The organism is Pseudomonas sp. NFX183 (genome assembly GCF_047943075.1).
Lineage (GTDB): Bacteria > Pseudomonadota > Gammaproteobacteria > Pseudomonadales > Pseudomonadaceae > Aquipseudomonas.
Map to the genome: position 1 here is coordinate 1,619,484 of NZ_CP181333.1, position 18,446 is coordinate 1,637,929.

Annotated in this window: 12 protein-coding genes and 2 pseudogenes; 8 read left to right on the top strand and 6 right to left on the bottom strand. The window is 60.9% G+C overall.

Annotated elements, in window-relative coordinates; genetic code table 11:
• The first annotated feature begins 154 nt into the window (after positions 1 to 154).
• Complete coding sequence (gene putA / locus ACM530_RS07615; protein ID WP_416364531.1) at positions 155 to 4,108, top strand: trifunctional transcriptional regulator/proline dehydrogenase/L-glutamate gamma-semialdehyde dehydrogenase; 3,954 nt, start codon at positions 155 to 157, stop codon at positions 4,106 to 4,108.
• A 228-nt stretch (positions 4,109 to 4,336) separates the two neighbouring features.
• Complete coding sequence (locus tag ACM530_RS07620; RefSeq protein WP_416364532.1) at positions 4,337 to 6,139, top strand: acyl-CoA dehydrogenase; 1,803 nt, start codon at positions 4,337 to 4,339, stop codon at positions 6,137 to 6,139.
• Here the strand turns inward: ACM530_RS07620 and ACM530_RS07625 are convergent.
• Positions 6,136 to 6,429 carry a cell division protein ZapA gene (locus ACM530_RS07625; RefSeq protein WP_119738009.1) on the bottom strand — a complete coding sequence of 98 codons (294 nt, stop codon included), beginning with the start codon at positions 6,427 to 6,429 and terminating at the stop codon, positions 6,136 to 6,138. The two genes, ACM530_RS07620 and ACM530_RS07625, sit on opposite strands and share 4 nt — an antisense overlap.
• Complete coding sequence (locus ACM530_RS07630) at positions 6,426 to 6,656, bottom strand: hypothetical protein (RefSeq protein ID WP_038844376.1); 231 nt, start codon at positions 6,654 to 6,656, stop codon at positions 6,426 to 6,428. Before ACM530_RS07630 ends, ACM530_RS07625 begins: the two co-directional genes overlap by 4 nt.
• 343 nt (positions 6,657 to 6,999) lie before the next feature.
• Here ACM530_RS07630 and ACM530_RS07635 point away from each other — a divergent pair.
• The 5 genes and pseudogenes from ACM530_RS07635 to selO all read left to right on the top strand — a co-directional run.
• Positions 7,000 to 7,656, top strand: a pseudogene (locus ACM530_RS07635) (MCP four helix bundle domain-containing protein); the annotation flags it as partial.
• 303 nt (positions 7,657 to 7,959) lie between these two features.
• Positions 7,960 to 8,559 (top strand): annotated as a pseudogene (locus tag ACM530_RS07640) (methyl-accepting chemotaxis protein); the annotation flags it as partial.
• Between the two features lie 230 nt (positions 8,560 to 8,789).
• Positions 8,790 to 10,532, top strand: coding sequence for a potassium/proton antiporter (locus ACM530_RS07645; protein ID WP_106577559.1), 1,743 nt, complete (start codon positions 8,790 to 8,792; stop codon positions 10,530 to 10,532).
• Positions 10,533 to 10,588: 56 nt separating this feature from the next.
• Positions 10,589 to 13,927, top strand: coding sequence for a mechanosensitive channel MscK (gene mscK, locus ACM530_RS07650; RefSeq protein ID WP_242198854.1), 3,339 nt, complete (start codon positions 10,589 to 10,591; stop codon positions 13,925 to 13,927).
• A 48-nt stretch (positions 13,928 to 13,975) separates the two neighbouring features.
• Positions 13,976 to 15,439, top strand: a complete 1,464-nt coding sequence (gene selO / locus ACM530_RS07655; protein ID WP_369301609.1) for a protein adenylyltransferase SelO — start codon at positions 13,976 to 13,978, stop codon at positions 15,437 to 15,439.
• Positions 15,440 to 15,445: 6 nt separating this feature from the next.
• Here the strand turns inward: selO and ACM530_RS07660 are convergent, their stop codons facing one another.
• Together ACM530_RS07660 and ACM530_RS07665 are read right to left on the bottom strand one after the other, a co-directional pair.
• Positions 15,446 to 15,847: a helix-turn-helix domain-containing protein gene (locus ACM530_RS07660; protein ID WP_404486520.1), complete on the bottom strand. Its 402-nt coding sequence runs from the start codon at positions 15,845 to 15,847 to the stop codon at positions 15,446 to 15,448.
• Between the two features lie 53 nt (positions 15,848 to 15,900).
• Complete coding sequence (locus tag ACM530_RS07665) at positions 15,901 to 16,140, bottom strand: type II toxin-antitoxin system HigB family toxin (protein ID WP_416364533.1); 240 nt, start codon at positions 16,138 to 16,140, stop codon at positions 15,901 to 15,903.
• A gap of 234 nt (positions 16,141 to 16,374) precedes the next feature.
• Here ACM530_RS07665 and trxC point away from each other — a divergent pair, with 234 nt between their 5' ends.
• Complete coding sequence (gene trxC / locus ACM530_RS07670) at positions 16,375 to 16,809, top strand: thioredoxin TrxC (RefSeq protein ID WP_416364534.1); 435 nt, start codon at positions 16,375 to 16,377, stop codon at positions 16,807 to 16,809.
• Between the two features lie 125 nt (positions 16,810 to 16,934).
• Here trxC and ACM530_RS07675 read toward each other — a convergent pair whose 3' ends face one another.
• Both ACM530_RS07675 and ACM530_RS07680 read right to left on the bottom strand, forming a co-directional pair.
• On the bottom strand, positions 16,935 to 17,156 hold the full coding sequence (locus ACM530_RS07675; RefSeq protein ID WP_416364535.1) for a DUF6124 family protein: 222 nt from the start codon (positions 17,154 to 17,156) through the stop codon (positions 16,935 to 16,937).
• A 472-nt stretch (positions 17,157 to 17,628) separates the two neighbouring features.
• Complete coding sequence (locus ACM530_RS07680) at positions 17,629 to 18,399, bottom strand: ParA family protein (protein WP_106577554.1); 771 nt, start codon at positions 18,397 to 18,399, stop codon at positions 17,629 to 17,631.
• Positions 18,400 to 18,446 lie beyond the last annotated feature (47 nt).

Genomic DNA, 18,446 nt, shown 5'->3' on the forward strand with positions numbered 1-18,446 from the left:
AAAGCAGATTTTGCTGAAGGCCGGATTTTTTCCCGATCACGATCAAAAATTTCCTGAACAATTTGGGTTGCACCCGGTTGCACCTCTGCATGGGCAAAGCTAATCTTGCCGCCAGCAGATGCCACGCAGTAGTGGCACCCATGAGGATAAAAAGATGGCAACGACCACCCTTGGGGTCAAACTCGACGACCCGACCCGCGAACGCCTCAAGGCCGCCGCGACCTCCATTGATCGCACGCCTCACTGGCTGATCAAGCAGGCGATTTTCAATTACCTGGAGAAACTGGAGGGTGGTGCAACCCTGAACGAGCTCAATGGCTTGGGCAGCAAGGACGCGGAGGACGCTGGCGAGGTTCAGCCTGACCACGCCCACCAGTGCTTCCTGGAGTTCGCCGAAAGCATCCTGCCGCAATCGGTACTGCGCGCCTCGATCACCGCCGCCTACCGCCGCCCGGAACCGGAAGTGGTGCCGATGCTGATCGAGCAGGCGCGCCTGCCGCAGCAGATGGCCGAAGCCACCAATAAGCTGGCCGCCTCGATTGCCGAGAAGTTGCGCAATCAGAAGAGCGCCGGCGGCCGTGCCGGTATTGTTCAAGGCCTGCTGCAAGAATTTTCCCTGTCGTCCCAGGAAGGCGTGGCCCTGATGTGCCTGGCCGAAGCGCTGCTGCGCATCCCGGACAAGGGCACGCGCGACGCACTGATCCGCGACAAAATCAGCACCGGCAACTGGCAACCGCACCTGGGCAACAGCCCGTCGCTGTTCGTCAACGCCGCCACTTGGGGCCTGCTGCTGACCGGCAAACTGGTCGCCACGCACAACGAAGCGGGTTTGACCTCGTCCCTGAGCCGCATTATAGGCAAGAGCGGCGAGCCGATGATTCGCAAGGGCGTCGACATGGCCATGCGCCTGATGGGCGAGCAGTTCGTCACCGGCGAAACCATCGCCGAAGCCCTGGCCAATGCGAGCAAGTTCGAAGCCAAGGGCTTCCGCTATTCCTACGACATGCTCGGCGAAGCCGCGCTGACCGAACACGACGCCCAGAAGTACCTGGCCTCGTACGAACAAGCCATTCACTCCATCGGCAAAGCCTCTCACGGCCGTGGGATTTATGAAGGCCCGGGCATTTCCATCAAGCTCTCGGCGCTGCACCCGCGTTACAGCCGTGCTCAGTACGAGCGTGTGATGGACGAGCTGTACCCGCGCCTGCTGTCGCTGACGTTGCTGGCCAAGCACTACGACATTGGCCTGAACATCGACGCCGAAGAAGCCGACCGTCTGGAGCTGTCGCTCGACCTGCTCGAACGCCTGTGCTTCGAGCCGCAACTGACCGGCTGGAACGGCATCGGCTTCGTGATCCAGGCCTACCAGAAACGCTGCCCGTATGTGATCGACTACGTCATCGACCTGGCACGCCGCAGCCGCCATCGCCTGATGATCCGCCTGGTAAAAGGCGCGTACTGGGACAGCGAGATCAAGCGCGCCCAAGTTGAAGGCCTGGAAGGCTACCCGGTGTACACCCGCAAGGTGTACACCGACGTTTCCTACATTGCCTGCGCACGCAAACTGCTGTCGGTGCCGGAAGCCATCTACCCACAGTTCGCCACGCACAACGCCCACACCCTGTCGGCCATTTACCACATCGCCGGTCAGAACTATTACCCCGGCCAGTACGAGTTCCAATGCCTGCACGGCATGGGTGAACCGCTGTACGAGCAGGTTGTAGGCAAGGTTTCCGAGGGCAAGCTGAACCGTCCGTGCCGCGTGTACGCACCGGTCGGTACCCACGAAACACTGCTGGCCTACCTGGTGCGTCGCCTGCTGGAAAACGGCGCCAACACCTCGTTCGTCAACCGTATTGCGGACCACACTATTTCGATTCAGGAACTGGTGGCCGACCCAGTGGCCAGCATCGAGCAGATGGCCACGCTGGAAGGCGGCTTCGGCCTGCCGCACCCGCGTATTCCACTGCCGCGTGACCTGTATGGCAGCGACCGCGCCAACTCGGCCGGTATCGACCTGGCGAACGAACACCGCCTGGCGTCGTTGTCCTGCGCCTTGCTGGCTACCGCGCATAACGACTGGAAAGCCGCGCCGATGCTGGGTTGCGCCTCCAGCAATGAGCCGGCCGCACCTGTGCTGAACCCCTCCGACCTGCGTGACGTGGTGGGCCATGTACAGGAAGCCACCGTCGAAGACGTCGACAACGCCACTCAATGCGCGATCAATGCCGGCCCGATCTGGCAGGCCACCCCGCCCGCCGAGCGCGCCGCGATCCTGGAGCGTGCCGCCGACTTGATGGAAGGTGAGATCCAGCCGTTGATGGGCCTGCTGGCCCGCGAGGCCGGCAAGACTTTCGCCAACGCCATCGCCGAAGTGCGCGAAGCCGTGGATTTCCTGCGCTACTACGCGGTACAGGCCCGTAACGATTTCACCAACGACGCCCACCGCCCATTGGGCCCAGTGGTGTGCATCAGCCCGTGGAACTTCCCGCTGGCGATCTTCAGCGGCCAAGTGGCTGCCGCACTGGCTGCCGGTAACCCGGTATTGGCCAAGCCTGCCGAGCAAACCCCGCTGGTGGCGGCACAAGCTGTGCGCATTTTGCTCGAAGCCGGCATTCCGCAAGGCGTGCTGCAACTGCTGCCGGGCCAGGGCGAAAGCGTCGGTGCCCGCCTGGTGGGAGATGATCGCGTCAAAGGCGTGATGTTCACCGGCTCCACCGAAGTGGCGCGCCTGCTGCAACGCAGCGTTGCGGGCCGCCTGGATGCCCAGGGCCGCCCGATTCCGCTGATCGCCGAAACCGGTGGCCAGAACGCAATGATCGTCGACTCTTCGGCGCTGACCGAGCAAGTGGTCATCGACGTTGTGTCCTCGGCCTTCGACAGCGCCGGCCAGCGCTGCTCGGCCCTGCGCGTTCTGTGCCTGCAGGAAGATTCGGCAGACCGTGTGATCGAAATGCTCAAGGGTGCCATGGCTGAATGCCGTCTGGGCAACCCGGAGCGCCTGTCGGTAGACATCGGCCCGGTGATCGACGCCGAAGCCAAGGCTGGCATCGAGAAACACATCCAGGCCATGCGTGACAAAGGTCGCAACGTGTACCAGGTGGCGATTGCCGATGGCGAGGAGATCAAGCGCGGCACCTTCGTGATGCCCACCCTGATCGAGCTGGAAAGCTTCGACGAACTGCAACGCGAGATCTTCGGCCCGGTGCTGCACGTGGTGCGTTACAAGCGCAAAGAGATCGACCAGCTCATCGCGCAGATCAATGCCTCCGGCTACGGCCTGACGCTGGGCGTGCACACCCGCATTGACGAGACCATCGCCAAGGTGATCGACAATGTTCACGCCGGTAACGTCTATGTGAACCGCAACATCGTGGGCGCGGTGGTTGGCGTGCAGCCCTTCGGCGGCGAAGGCCTGTCGGGCACTGGCCCGAAAGCCGGTGGGCCGCTGTACCTGTACCGTCTGCTGTCGACTCGTCCTACCGATGCGATCGAACAGTCCTTCGTGCGTGGCGACAAGCTGGCCGCGCCGGACGTGCGTCTGCGCGATGCCATGAGCCAACCGCTGACCGCCCTGAAAACCTGGGCCGAGGGCCACAAGTTCAGCGAACTGAGCGCCCTGTGCAACCAGTTCGCCGCGCAGTCGCAAAGCGGTATTACTCGCCAGCTGGCCGGCCCGACCGGCGAGCGCAACAGCTACGCGATCCTGCCCCGCGAGCACGTGCTGTGTCTGGCGGACGTGGAAGGTGATCTGCTGACGCAACTGGCGGCGGTATTAGCCGTCGGCGGTTCGGCGGTATGGCCGGAAACTGACCTGACTAAAGCGTTGTTCCCACGCCTGCCGAGGGAAGTTCAGGCGAAGATCAAGCGCGTGGCTGACTGGACCAAGGATGAGGTGGTATTCGACGCGGTCCTGCACCACGGTGATTCCGATCAATTGCGTGCGGTGTGCCAGCAAGTGGCGCAGCGTGGTGGGGCGATTGTCGGGGTGCATGGCTTGTCACAGGGCGAGACGGCGATTGCGCTGGAGCGTCTGGTAATTGAGCGGGCGTTGAGTGTTAACACCGCTGCGGCGGGCGGTAACGCCAGCCTGATGACTATCGGCTAACTGACGAAACGCGGTCAAAATGTGGGAGCTGGCTTGCCTGCGATAGCGGCGGGTCAGTGACGAAGATGTCGGCTGGCACTGCCTCATCGCAGGCAAGCCAGCTCCCACATTGACCGCGTTCGCAACGCCCTTCTCGCGTTCTGCCTCTGCATCACGCAAATCAATCTTGCTATCCAGCCTCTATTTGCGCACTTAGACTCCGGCCATTCCCTTAAAAGGTAAGCCGCCATGTCCGAGACGCTGCTCAGTTCCCGCAATCTGGCTTTCGAGCTGTACGAAGTCCTCGATGCCGAGGGCCTGACCCAGCGCGAGCGGTTTGCCGAGCACAACCGCGAAACGTTCGATGCCGCCATCAGCACCGCGCGCAGCATTGCCGAAAAGTACTTCGCGCCGCACAACCGCAAAAACGACGAAAACGAACCGCGCTATGAAGACGGCAAGGCGATCCTGATCCCGGACGTCAAACCCGCCGTGGACGCGTTCCTCGAAGCCGGCTTTCTCAACGCCGCGCGCAGCTTCGAAGCCGGCGGCATGCAGTTGCCGACCCTGCTATCGCAAGCCTGTTTTGCGCACTTCCAGTCGGCCAACGCGGCCTCGACCTCCTACCCGTTCCTGACCATGGGCGCCGCCAACCTGATCGAAAGCTTTGGCACCGAGGCACAGAAGCAGCGCTTCCTGCAGCCAATGATCGAGGGCCGCTTTTTCGGCACCATGGCACTGACCGAGCCGCATGCCGGTTCATCCCTGTCGGATATTCGTACACGCGCGGAGCCAGCGGCTGACGGCAGTTATCGCCTCAAGGGCAACAAGATCTTCATCTCCGGCGGCGACCATTCGCTGTCGGAAAACATCGTGCACATGGTGCTGGCCAAGCTGCCGGATGCGCCGGCCGGGGTGAAGGGTATTTCGCTGTTTATCGTGCCCAAGTTCCTGGTCAACGAGGATGGCAGCCTGGGCGCGCGCAACGATGTGCTGCTGGCCGGGTTGTTCCACAAGATGGGCTGGCGCGGCACCACGTCAACGGCGCTTAACTTCGGCGATAACGGCAATTGCGTCGGCTATCTGGTCGGCAAGCCGCATCAGGGTCTGAGCTGCATGTTCCAGATGATGAACGAGGCGCGCATCGGCGTGGGCATGGGCGCAGTCATGCTCGGTTACGCCGGCTACCTCTACTCGCTGGAATACGCCCGCGAACGCCCACAAGGTCGCCTGCCCGACAGCAAAGACCCAGGCACCGCGCCGGTTTCGATCATCCAGCACGCCGATATCAAGCGCATGCTGCTGACACAAAAAGCCTACGTCGAAGGCGCCTTCGACCTCGGCCTGTATGCCGCGCGGTTGTTCGATGACACCACCACGCTGGAAACCGAAAGCGAGCGCAAGCAAGCCCACGAACTGCTCGACCTGCTCACGCCCATCGTCAAATCCTGGCCGTCGGAGTTCTGCCTCAAGGCCAACGAGCTGGCGATCCAGATTCTCGGCGGCCACGGCTACACCCGCGAATACCCGGTGGAGCAGTACTACCGCGACAACCGCCTGAACCCGATCCACGAAGGCACCCACGGCATCCAGTCCCTGGATTTGCTCGGGCGCAAGCTCGCGCAGAATGGCGGCGCGGGCCTCAAGCAACTGATCCGCCTGATCGCCGAGACAGGCGCTCGAGCACAGCAATACGCCTCACTGACGGCCCTGCGCGAACCGCTGGAGCAATTGGTCAGCCGCCTGCAAAGCGTGACAATTGGCCTGCTGACCGATCTCGCCCAAGGCAAGGTCAACAGCAGCCTGGCAAATTCGGCACTGTATTTGAAGGTGTTCGGGCACACGGTGATTGGCTGGCGCTGGCTGGAGCAGGCGATTCGCGCCGAGGAAGGCCTGGCCAAAGGCAATGCGGCGGATGCTGCCTTCTATAAAGGCAAGCTCCAGGCTGCTCGGTACTTCCTGACCTGGGAAGTGCCGAGCTGCCATCATGAACTGGCGATTCTGGAGGCACGCGATGACACGTGCCTGGGGATGCAGGATGCGTGGTTCTAAGGCGTTCCGATCGCCTTGGAAATCACTTCGACCGTGGCGCTGACTTGCTCTTGGTAACGGTCGAGTTCCTGCTGGTGGTGCTTTTGCATTTCGATCTGCTCGGCGCACAGGTTCAGCGCAGCCAGTACCAATAATTTGTCACCGATCAGGGTCGGGTACTTTTTCTTGGTGGTGGCCAGGGAGGCCTTGAGCATGGTCACGGCGTGCATCAGGGTTTGATCTTCCCCGTCCGGCGCCTTGATCGAGTAATCCTCTCCGAGAATCGAAACGACCTTTATCCCTTCATTCATGCGCCGACAGGACCTGCGCTCACACGCTCAACCAGGGCCTGGATGCGTGCGGCGGTAGCGCCGTGCTTTTCTTCCTGTTCCATCAGGTTCAGTTGCAGGCTGTCGTTTTCATCCTTGGCGCGGGCCAGTTCGGCCTTGAGGGATTCGTTGCTGCCCAGTAGGTCCTGATTCTGCTGTACCAGGTCGCTGACCAGTTGTTCCAGTTGGCTGAGGGATGCTTCTAACATTTTGATTTCTCGGGCTTTTTCAAAGGGCGGTGACGATAAAGAAAATTCACCTCGGATGCCAGGGTTATCCCAGGCGCGCAGCCCGATATTTAAGGGCCGGGCCGCACTTTCGAGCCTTAGTGACTGCATTTACCCGATCTGGTTCCTGAATCCGCCCAACCCCTCGTCAGATGCGACAAAAACGCACAGGCCCCTTTAGACTTTAGTCCTACGACCGATAGAGGGGGACTGACCGTCTCATGGCCGCACGGATCGCGCGCTCCCCCAGGATTCCCGCATGTCGCTTCGTAATATGAATATCGCTCCGAGGGCCTTTCTCGGCTTTGCGTTGATTGGCGCGTTGATGTTGTTTCTCGGTGTGTTCGCCCTGAACCAAATGAGCAAGATCCGTGCTGCCACGGAAGACATCACCCTGGCCAGCGTGCCGAGCATTCGCGCCCTCGACGAGTTCACCCAACTGACCCTGCGCCTGCGGGTATTGTCGTACCGCCTGCTGACCAACCGCGAGCCGGAGATCCAGCAAAAAACCCTGGAAGCTTTTGAGCTGCGTAATCAGCAGATCCGCACCGCCCAGGCTGTCTACGAAAAACTCATCGAGGGTGCTGAAGAGCGTTCGGCCTACGACGAGTACGTGCGCTTGCTCGGTCAATACCATCAGATTGAAGAGCGCATGAAGAGCTTCTCCCAGGCCAATCAAGTCGACGATCTGCGCAAATTGCTCAACACCGAATTGCTCAGCAACTCCGAGCAGGTCAATGCCGTGCTCACGCGCCTGCTGGAGCTCAACAACAAAATGGCCCTGACCACCAATAAGGACGCCGAGGACCAATACAACATGGCCTTCAATATGGTGGTGAGCCTGTTGGTGATCGCTACCCTGCTGACCCTGTTGTTCGCCTGGCTGCTGACCCGCAGCATCACCCTGCCCATTTCCCAGGCATTGGAAGCAGCGGAAGAAGTGGCCGAAGGCAACCTGACCCGCCCGATCAAGGTCGACGGCAACGACGAGGCCGGACGCCTGCTGGCGGCGATGGCCAAGATGCAGGAAAAATTGCGCGACACGCTGCAGCGCATTGCCGGTTCCGCCACGCAGCTGGCCTCCGCCGCCGAAGAGCTGAACGCCGTTACCGACGAAAGCGCTCGCGGCCTGACCCAGCAAAACAATGAAATCGAACAAGCCGCCACAGCGGTGAACGAGATGACCAGCGCCGTGGAAGAAGTCGCGCGCAATGCGGTCAGCACTTCAGAAGCCTCGCGCAACGCCACCACCTCTGCCGGTGATGGCCGTGATCTGGTGCAGGAAACCGTCAGCGCCATCGAGCGCATGAGCGGTGATGTGCAGGCCACCGCCACGCTGATTGGCGACCTGGCCAATGAATCGCGTGACATCGGCAAGGTGCTGGACGTGATTCGCGGCCTGGCCGACCAGACCAACCTGCTGGCGCTGAACGCCGCAATTGAAGCCGCACGTGCCGGTGAAGCCGGGCGCGGGTTTGCCGTGGTGGCTGATGAAGTGCGTGCCCTGGCCCATCGCACCCAGCAGTCGACCAGCGAGATCGAGCGGATGATTGGCAGCATTCAGGCCGGCACCGAACACGCGGTGGATTCGATGCGTAACAGCACCGAACGCGCGGAATCGACATTGAACATCGCCAAAGGCGCGGGCCTGTCGCTGGACACCATCAATACCGCGATTGTCGAGATCAACGAGCGCAACCTGGTGATCGCCAGCGCGGCAGAAGAACAGGCACAGGTGGCGCGGGAAGTGGACCGCAACCTGGTGAACATTCGTGATCTGTCGGTGCAATCGGCCACCGGCGCCAGCCAAACCAGTGCAGCAAGCAGCGAGTTGTCGCGCCTGGCAGTGGATTTGAACGGGATGGTGGGGCGCTTTCGCCTGTAACTGACTGCGGTGATCCTTTGTGGGAGCTGGCTTGCCTGCGATAGCAATCTAACAGTCGATACCCCAGTGACTGACACACCGCAATCGCAGGCAAGCCAGCTCCCACATTTGGATCTGTGCGATTCAGAAAAAGCTTTTTGACAGCACAGCAATTCAACAGGTTAGAATCGCTGGCACGCAGACTGCATGGTCAGTTTGCGCCCTGTCTTCCCAGTTCTGGAGTACTGCCTTTGAATGCGACGACCATCAACAGCCTGTTCTTGATCGGCGCGTTGCTGGTGGGTGCGAGCATTCTGGTGAGTTCTCTTTCGTCCCGCCTGGGGATCCCGATTCTGGTGATCATCCTGGCCGTGGGCATGATCGCCGGCGTCGATGGCGGCGGCATCATCTTCGACAATTACCCGACCGCCTACCTGGTGGGCAACCTTGCCTTGGCAGTGATCCTGCTCGACGGCGGCTTGCGAACACGGGTGGCGAGTTTTCGCGTGGCACTCTGGCCAGCGTTGTCGCTGGCCACGGTCGGGGTGTTGATCACCACCGGCCTCACCGGCATGGCCGCGGCCTGGCTATTCAACCTCAATATCATTCAAGGCTTGCTGATCGGCGCGATTGTCGGCTCAACCGACGCCGCCGCGGTGTTCTCCCTGTTGGGCGGCAAAGGCCTGAACGAACGGGTGACCGCCAGCCTGGAAATCGAGTCCGGCAGCAACGACCCGATGGCGGTGTTTCTCACCGTGACCCTGATCGACATGCTCGCCACCGGCCAGACCGGCCTGCACTGGAGCCTGCTGACCCACCTGATTCGCGAGTTCGGCATCGGCGGCATCGTCGGTTTGGGCGGCGGCTGGCTGATGCTGCAGATGGTCAACCGCATCAACCTGGCCACCGGCCTGTACCCGATCCTGGTGATCGCCGGTGGCCTGGTGGTGTTCGCCCTGACCAACGCCCTGCACGGCAGCGGCTTCCTCGCCGTGTACCTGTGCGGCCTGGTAATCGGCAACCGCCCGGTGCGCAGCCGCCATGGCATTTTGCATATGCTTGACGGCATGGCGTGGCTAGCACAAATCGGCATGTTCCTGGTGCTGGGCCTGCTGGTCACGCCGCATGACTTGCTGCCCATCGCCCTGCCCGCCCTGGGCCTGGCGCTGTGGATGATCCTGTTTGCGCGGCCGCTGTCGGTGATGGTCGGCCTGCTGCCGTTCAAGGCGTTCCACGGGCGCGAGAAAGCCTTTATCGCCTGGGTCGGCCTGCGCGGCGCGGTACCGATCATTCTGGCGGTGTTCCCGCTGATGGCCGGCCTGCCGCACGCGCAGCTGTATTTCAACCTGGCGTTCTTTATCGTGCTGGTCTCGCTGCTGGTGCAGGGCACGAGCCTGCCGTGGGTGGCCAAGCTGCTGAAAGTGACCGTACCGCCCGACCCTGCGCCGATCTCCCGCGCCGCCCTGGAAGTGCACGTTACCAGCGAGTGGGAGCTGTTCGTCTACCGCCTGGGCGCAGAAAAATGGTGCATCGGCGCGGCCCTGCGCGAACTGAAAATGCCCGAAGGCACGCGGATCGCCGCGCTGTTCCGTGGCCAGCAACTGCTCCATCCGTCGGGCAGTACGGTGCTTGAAGTCGACGATTTGCTCTGTGTGATCGGCCACGAGCACAACCTGCCGGCCCTGGGCAAACTGTTCAGCCAGGCGCCGCAACGCGGTCTCGACCTGCGCTTCTTCGGCGACTTTGTGCTCGAAGGCGACGCCCAGCTGGGCGCGGTGTCGGCGCTGTACGGCCTCAAGCTTGAGGGTATCGACCCGGATATGCCGCTGAGTCGCTTCATCACCCAGAAGGTCGGCGGCGCGCCAGTGGTGGGCGACCAAGTGGAATGGAACAACACGCTGTGGACCGTCGCGGTCATGGACGGGAACAGAATCGGAAAAGTCGGCGTCAAATTCCCCGAAGGAAGTCGTCCAGGCCCTGGACTCTTCCTCTAAACTGCGGGGCTATGGCGCCACGCCCCCACCTTCTTTACCTTGCTCGACCGGTATCCATGACAACTCTGCGCACCTTTTTAGCCACTGCCCTGCTGGGCCTGACCCTCTGTGTCGGCAGCGTTTACGCCGCCGACCCGCCCAGCGCCGAGTCCATCCAGCAAACCCTGGACAAACTGCCCGACCGCAAGCTGCCCGACGCCGACATGAAGGCGCTGCAAACCATCCTGCAACAGACCCTGACCTACCTGGGCAACAAGCAGGATTACGAGCAGCGCCTTGTCGACCTCAAGCGCCAGCTCGAAGACGCCCCGCGCCAAACCACTGAAAACCAGCGCGAACTGGTGCGGCTCAAGGCCACTAAAATCATCCCGGTGGCGCAGCGCTACGCCACCCTGCCGGTGCCGCAGCTTGAGCAATTGCTGGTGCAACGCACCACTCAGCAAGGCGATCTGCAAAAAACCGTGGCCGACGCCAACAGCATGTCCGTCGCCGCCCAGACCCGCCCCGAACGCGCCCAGACAGAAATCAGCAACAGCCAGACCCGCATCCAGCAGATCAATTCGATCCTCAAGGCGGGCAAAGACAACGGCAAGACCCTCACCGGCGACCAGCGCAACCAACTGAATGCCGAACTGGCCGCCCTCAATGCCCTGATTCCACTGCGCCGCCAGGAACTGGCCGGCAACAGCCAACTGCAAGACCTGGGCAATAGCCAGCGCGACCTGGCGACCGAGAAAACCAGCCGCCTGGAGCAGGAAATCCAGGACCTGCAAACGCTGATCAACCAGAAACGCCTGGCCCAGTCCCAGCAGACCGTGACCCAACAGTCCATCGAAGCGCAGAAAGCCGGGGGCAGCAGCTTGCTGGCCTCGGAAAGCGCGGCCAACCTCAAGCTGTCCGACTACCTGCTCAAGAGTACCGACCGCCTTAACGAGCTGACCCAGGCCAACCTCAAGACCAAGCAGCAACTGGACGCAGTGACGCAAAGCGACTCGGCCCTGGACGAGCAAATCAACGTGCTCAAGGGCAGCCTGCTGCTCTCCAAGATCCTCTACAAGCAGAAACAGGCGCTGCCCCGTCTCACGGTCGACCGCGACCTGGCGGACGATATCGCCAACATTCGCCTGTACCAGTTCGAGATCAACCAGCAACGTGAGCAGATCAACTCACCCAGTGCCTATGTGGATAACTTGCTGGCCAACCAGCCACCGGAAGACGTGACGCCGCAACTGCGCCGCACCTTGCTGGAATTGGCGATCACCCGCAGCGACTTGCTCGAGCGCCTGAGCCGTGAGCTGAGCGCACTGCTGAACGAATCGATCACCCTGCAACTGAACCAGAAACAACTGCTCAGCACCGCCACCACCCTGCGCGCGACGCTGGATGAGCAAATGTTCTGGATCCCCAGCAATAAGCCGCTGGACACCGAGTGGCTGGAAACCGTACCGGCGCACCTGAACAAACAGATCACCACTCTGCCGTGGGCCTCCAGCGTCAGCGAACTGTACGACGGCCTGACCCAGCGCCCGCTGTTGTTCCTGCCACTGCTGCTGTTGATCGGTGCATTGTTGTGGCGGCGTAAAGCGCTGTACCAACGGCTGAACAAGGTTCACCTGGACATCGGCCACTTCAAGCGCGACAGCCAGTGGCACACGCCGCAGGCCATCCTGATCAACATTCTGTTGGCGATGCCGGTGTCCCTGGGCCTGGCGCTGTGCGGCTACGCGCTGCAGATCGACGCCCGCGGGCAAAACGCCAACCTGGGCGATGCACTGCTGCAGATCGCCCAAGCGTGGCTGGTGTTCTACACCGCCTACCGCATCCTGGCGCCGGGCGGCGTGGCGGAACTGCACTTTCGTTGGGAGAAACCCCAGGTTGAATTCCTGCAAGGCTGGGTGCGCAAACTTGGCCTGGTAGTGCTGGCACTGGTGGCCGTCGTGGCCATCGCCGAGCACCAACCCGAGGCGCTGGCCGACGACGTACTGGGCATCGGTGTGGTGCTGACGTGCTACGCGCTGATGGCCTGGTTGCTGGGCCGCCTGCTGCTGAACAGCCCGACCCACGAGAAAGCCTCACTGTTTCGTAAAGCCGTGGGCCTGGTGTTCACCGCCCTGCCCGTCGCCCTGTTTCTGGCGGTGTGCTTTGGCTATTACTACACCGCGCTCAAACTCAGCGACCGCTTGATCAATACCCTGTACCTGCTGATGTTCTGGCTGGTGATCGAAGCCACCTTCGTGCGCGGCCTGGGCGTCGCCGCACGGCGCCTGGCCTACGCGCGAGCACTGGCCAAACGCCAGGCAGCCAAGGAAGCCGGGGATGGCGAAGCGGTGATCGAAGAACCGACCCTGGACATCGAACAGGTCAACGAACAGTCCATGCGCCTGATCCGCCTGGCCCTGCTCGGCGGCTTTATCGCGGCGCTGTACTGGGTGTGGAAAGACCTGATCACCGTGTTCTCCTACCTGGACAACATCACCCTGTACGAATACACCAGCGGCACCGGCGCAAACATCAGCATGGTGCCGATCAGCTTCGGCGACCTGCTGGGTGCGTCGATCATCATCGGCATCACCTTCGCCCTGGCGCGCAACTTGCCGGGTTTGCTGGAAGTGCTGGTGCTGTCCAAGCTGGACCTGGCTCAAGGCAGCGCCTACGCCACAACCACCTTGCTGTCGTATGTGATTGCAGGCGTCGGCTTTGTCTCCACCCTGTCCACGCTCGGGGTGAGCTGGGACAAGTTGCAATGGCTGGTGGCAGCGCTGTCGGTGGGGTTGGGCTTCGGGATGCAGGAGATCTTCGCCAACTTTATCTCCGGCATCATGATCCTGTTCGAACGCCCGGTGCGTATCGGCGACACCATCACCATCGGCAACCTGTCGGGCACGGTCAGCAAGATCCGCATCCGTGCGACGACCATCACCGACTTTGACCGCAAAGACATCATTGTCCCGAACAAGACGTTTATTACCGGGCAACTGATCAACTGGTCGCTGACCGACACCATCACCCGCGTGACCCTGAAACTGGGCGTGGACTACGGCTCCGACCTGGACCTGGTGAAGGAACTCTTACTCAAGGCGGCGCGAGAAAACCCGCGTGTGTTGAAAGAGCCGGAACCCCACGTGTACTTCCTCAACTTCGGCGAAAGCACCCTCGACCACGAACTGCGCATGCACGTGCGCGACCTCGGTGACCGCAACCCGGTGATCGACGAGGTGAACCGCTTTATCAACCGCGAGTTCAAGAACCACCACATCAACATCTCGTTCCGCCAGATGGAGGTTTACCTCAAGAACCTCCACGGTCAGGAATACAAACTGGTGGAAGTCGACACCCCGGCCAAACCCGCCAACGACGGCGGCGTGCAAGAACCACCGCCGAGCAAACTCGACTAACGCGTCTATCCCCAGCAGAATGCTCGGACATTCTGCTGGAGATGGCCGGTGAAAGCCCTCGACGAACTGACCTTCGACAACCGCTTCGCACGCCTGGGCGACGCGTTCTCAACCCACGTACTGCCTGAACCCCTTGATGAGCCGCGCCTTGTGGTGGCGAGCAACGCCGCCATGGCGCTGCTCGACCTCGACCCGGCGGTGGCCGAAACGCCGGTGTTTGCCGAGCTGTTCAGCGGGCACAAGTTGTGGGCCGAAGCGGAGCCGCGGGCGATGGTCTATTCCGGCCACCAGTTTGGCGGCTACACCCCGCAACTGGGCGACGGCCGTGGGCTGTTGCTGGGCGAGGTGTACAACGAGGCCGGCGAACACTGGGACTTGCACCTCAAAGGCGCCGGGATGACGCCTTATTCGCGCATGGGCGACGGCCGCGCGGTGCTGCGCTCTTCGATCCGCGAGTTTCTCGCTTCCGAAGCCTTGCATGCGCTGGGCATTCCCAGCAGCCGCGCCCTGTGCGTGATCGGCTCCAGCACGCCCGTCTGGCGCGAGAAACAGGAACGCGGCGCCATGGTGCTGCGCCTTGCGCACAGCCATATCCGCTTCGGGCATTTCGAATATTTTTACTACACCAAAAAGCCCGAGCAGCAGGCTGAACTGGCCGAACACGTGTTGAACCTGCACTACCCCGAGTGCCGCGAGCAGCCCGAGCCGTACCTGGCGATGTTCCGCGAAATTGTCGAGCGCAATGCCGAAATGATCGCCAAATGGCAGGCCTATGGCTTCTGCCACGGCGTGATGAACACCGACAACATGTCGATCCTGGGCATCACCTTCGACTTCGGGCCGTTTGCGTTCCTCGATGACTTTGACGCGCATTTCATCTGCAACCACTCCGATCACGAAGGGCGCTATTCCTTCAGCAATCAGGTGCCCATTGGGCAGTGGAACCTCAGCGCGCTGGCCCAGGCGCTCACGCCGTTTATCAGCGTTGACGCCTTGAAAGAGGCGCTTGGCCTTTACCTGCCGCTGTACCAGGCCCATTACCTGGACCTGATGCGCCGCCGGCTTGGGCTGACCACCGCCGAAGACGATGACCAGAAGCTGGTGGAGCAGTTGCTCAAGCTGATGCAGAACAGCGGCGTCGATTACACGCTGTTCTTCCGCCGCTTGGGTGATGAGCCCGCAGCGCAAGCTGTGGCGCGGCTGCGCGATGACTTCGTCGACCTCGCAGGGTTTGATGCTTGGGCCGAACGCTACAAAGCCCGCGTTGCGCGAGACGGGGACTACAGCGAAGTGCAGCGCCGTGAGCGCATGCACGCGGTAAACCCGCTGTACATCCTGCGCAACTACCTTGCACAAAACGCCATCGCCGCCGCCGAATCAGGCGACTACAGCGAAGTACGTCGATTGCATGAAGTGCTGAGCAAACCCTTTGAAGAGCAGGCGGGGATGGAGCAATACGCCCAGCGGCCGCCGGATTGGGGCAAGCATTTGGAGATTAGTTGTTCGTCGTAGAGCCGACTAGATGAACGTTTCCACAGAAACGCCAAATCGCTCGGCCAGCCACCTAATCTGCCGCAGATTGAGCTTGCGCTTACCGCTCAGGACTTCCGACACAACCGACTGCGTGCCTACGCCTGGCAGATCACTCTGGTTCAAGCCGTGCTCGCGCATCATTGCGCGCAGCACGTCGACACCACTGGCCACAGGCATCGGGCGATGCTCAAGATCGTAGGCTTCGATCCAGTCACTGAGAATATCAACCAAGCTCATCAGCGGATTTGACTCATCCTCACCGATCAGCTCCAGCAGTTCGTCGAGAGCATTGACCAATACATCGTAATCCGCCTCGTTTTTTGGCTTGCGCAGCAAAGGTGAAACAAATTGCCAATGTTCAGCAGCGAGCCGGATGAGTGCGCTCATCTGATTTTCTCCTTCCAGTTGTCTTGTTCGTATTGACGGTGATCGAGCAGGTACTAGATGTAAATTCTTTGCGCTTGGTAGCGCACGAAAGCGATTAGCCTCAGTTTGTTTCCCCCAATGTCGAACACATGAAACTGCCCAACTTTATCCGTTGCGGGAAAAATGCCCTTCATTGACGCGAAGTCAGCCGGGCTGTTGCGCTTTATCCGGCGGTACCATTCATCTAAAGCACTGGCTGAACGTGGCCACTTTTGCTTGGCTTCCCAAATCCTTTTCTCGCTGATCACTCGCATGCAACATCCTTATCGCATCTTGCTATGAAGGTTAAACCCGAAGTCGAATTATCGCAATTTGCTATATTTGCAAACAGACAGATGGCGCAAAACAACACACGCCCCAACAGCCTAGATAGGCGATCTCACATCAGCTTGGGCAAACTGTGAGTGGATGAGTCGTTTGCTCCACACCTTGATAAACCCGGTCGCTGACTCCAACTTCACTCAATGGCCAATTCCAAGGAGCCCTCCATGTCCGAACCTCTTGTCATTCCCTGCCCCCATTGCAACGGCCTCAACCGCATCCCCGGCGAGCGCCTGGGTGATGCGCCTAAATGCGGGCGCTGTAAACAGCCGGTGTTGTTGAACAAGCCCTTTGAGTTGAAACAGGGCGACTACGCCAGCCAGATCAAGGGCGATCTGCCGCTGCTGGTGGATGTGTGGGCCGAATGGTGCGGGCCGTGCAAGTCGTTTGCGCCGGTGTTTGAGCAGGCGGCTGGGCAATTGGAAGGTCAGTGCCGGTTGGCCAAGCTGGACAGTGAGGCCAATCAGCAGCTGTCGGCGCAGTTGGGGATTCGCTCGATCCCCAGCTTGATTCTGTTCAAAAACGGCCGCGAAGTGGCGCGCCAGAGTGGGGCATTCCCGTTGCCACAGTTGATGAGCTGGTTGCGTGGCCAAGGGGTATAACCCAAACCCAACATCAACGCGGTCAAATGTGGGAGCTGGCTTGCCTGCGATGGCATCCCCTCGGTTTGCCTGACAGACCGAGTTGTCTGCATCGCAGGCAAGCCAGCTCCCACACTGACCGCGTTTTAGGCAGGGGCTACGGGGGCTTCGCGGTCCATCATCTGGCCTACGAGCTGTACGCCGAGTTCGCTTAATTGATGGATAGCCAGGGCCACGTCGCGGTGTTCGCCGGTGAGGTCGTTGGACAGCTTGAGTAACAGCGTGCGCACGGAAGAGAAGGTTTCGTAGCTGTTGAGCACGAGGGTTTCGGTGGGGAGGTCGGGTGCAACGGTATAAAGGTTAACCATGGAACGTCTCCGAGCAGGAGCCGCAACCAGCCGCTACTAAACGGAGGGTGGCAGCTGTACGCAGGTTAGTAGACCGGGGAGACGCAACCGGCGCGCTCGAAAGCGCCCTCCGTACAGCCACCATCACGCTCAGGAAGACCCTGACCGAAGCGTTGCTGTACGTCTCACCACGGGCTACTAAACCCGACCGCTGAACATTCAGCGGCCCGAGAACCTTAGAGACGCCCATCCAGACGCACAAGCCGGCGGATTCTGGCTTATCTGTAGGCCGCGAGACAAGGCGCAACCCCGCTTGCCAGACGTGTCCTACAGCCTCTGTGGGACAAATCCAAATCCCCCTGCAGGAATGCAAAAACAAATGTGGGAGCGGGCTTGCTCGCGAAGGCGGTGTGTCAGTCGCCTTATCAGCAAACTGAACCACCGCCTTCGCGAGCAAGCCCGCTCCCACATGGGGATTTGTGTTGCTGTTAGGTCACGCGCTTTCCAGCAAGTTATGCAACTCCACAAACTGCTGCGTCAGCTTATGCCGTGGGTCCAGGTGGATCAGCGGCTTGCTCTCCTGGTGCGACTCGCGCATGCGCACGGAGCTGGCCAGGTACACCGGCAGCACCGGCAGGCCTTCGGCAATCAGCTCATCGAGCATCTGCTGCGGCAGGCTCGCGCGGGCCTGGAACTGGTTGACCACGATGCCTTCCACTTCCAGGCCTTCGTTGTGGTCTTCCTTCAATTCTTCGATTTCCGCCAGCAGGCCATACAGCGCCTGGCGTGAAAAGCTGTCGCAATCGAACGGAATCAATACACGATCAGCAGCAATCAGCGCCGAAACCGCATAAAAATTCAGCGCGGGCGGCGTGTCCAGGTAAATCCGGTCGTAGTCCTCGCTCAGTTCATCGAGCAGCTTTCGCAGCTTGTTGATCTTGTGCTTGGCCTCAAGCTTGGGCTGCAGGTCGGCAAGCTCGGCCGTCGCTGTGATGACGTGCAGGTTGTCGAACGGCGTTTCGTAGATATCCACGCGGTTTTTCTTGGAAAACGGCCCGGATGACAGGGTTTGCTTGAAGAACTCGGCGATGCCCATCGGGATATCGTCGCCGGTCAGCCCGGTGAGGTACTGAGTCGAGTTGGCTTGCGCATCGAGGTCCACCAACAGGGTTCGATAGCCTTCACTGGCGCTGACCGCCGCCAGGTTGCAGGCAATGCTGGACTTGCCAACGCCGCCTTTCTGATTGAACACCACACGCCGCATGGAAAAACCTCCGTGTATCAATGAATGTCCGAGTGTAGAGGGCAAAA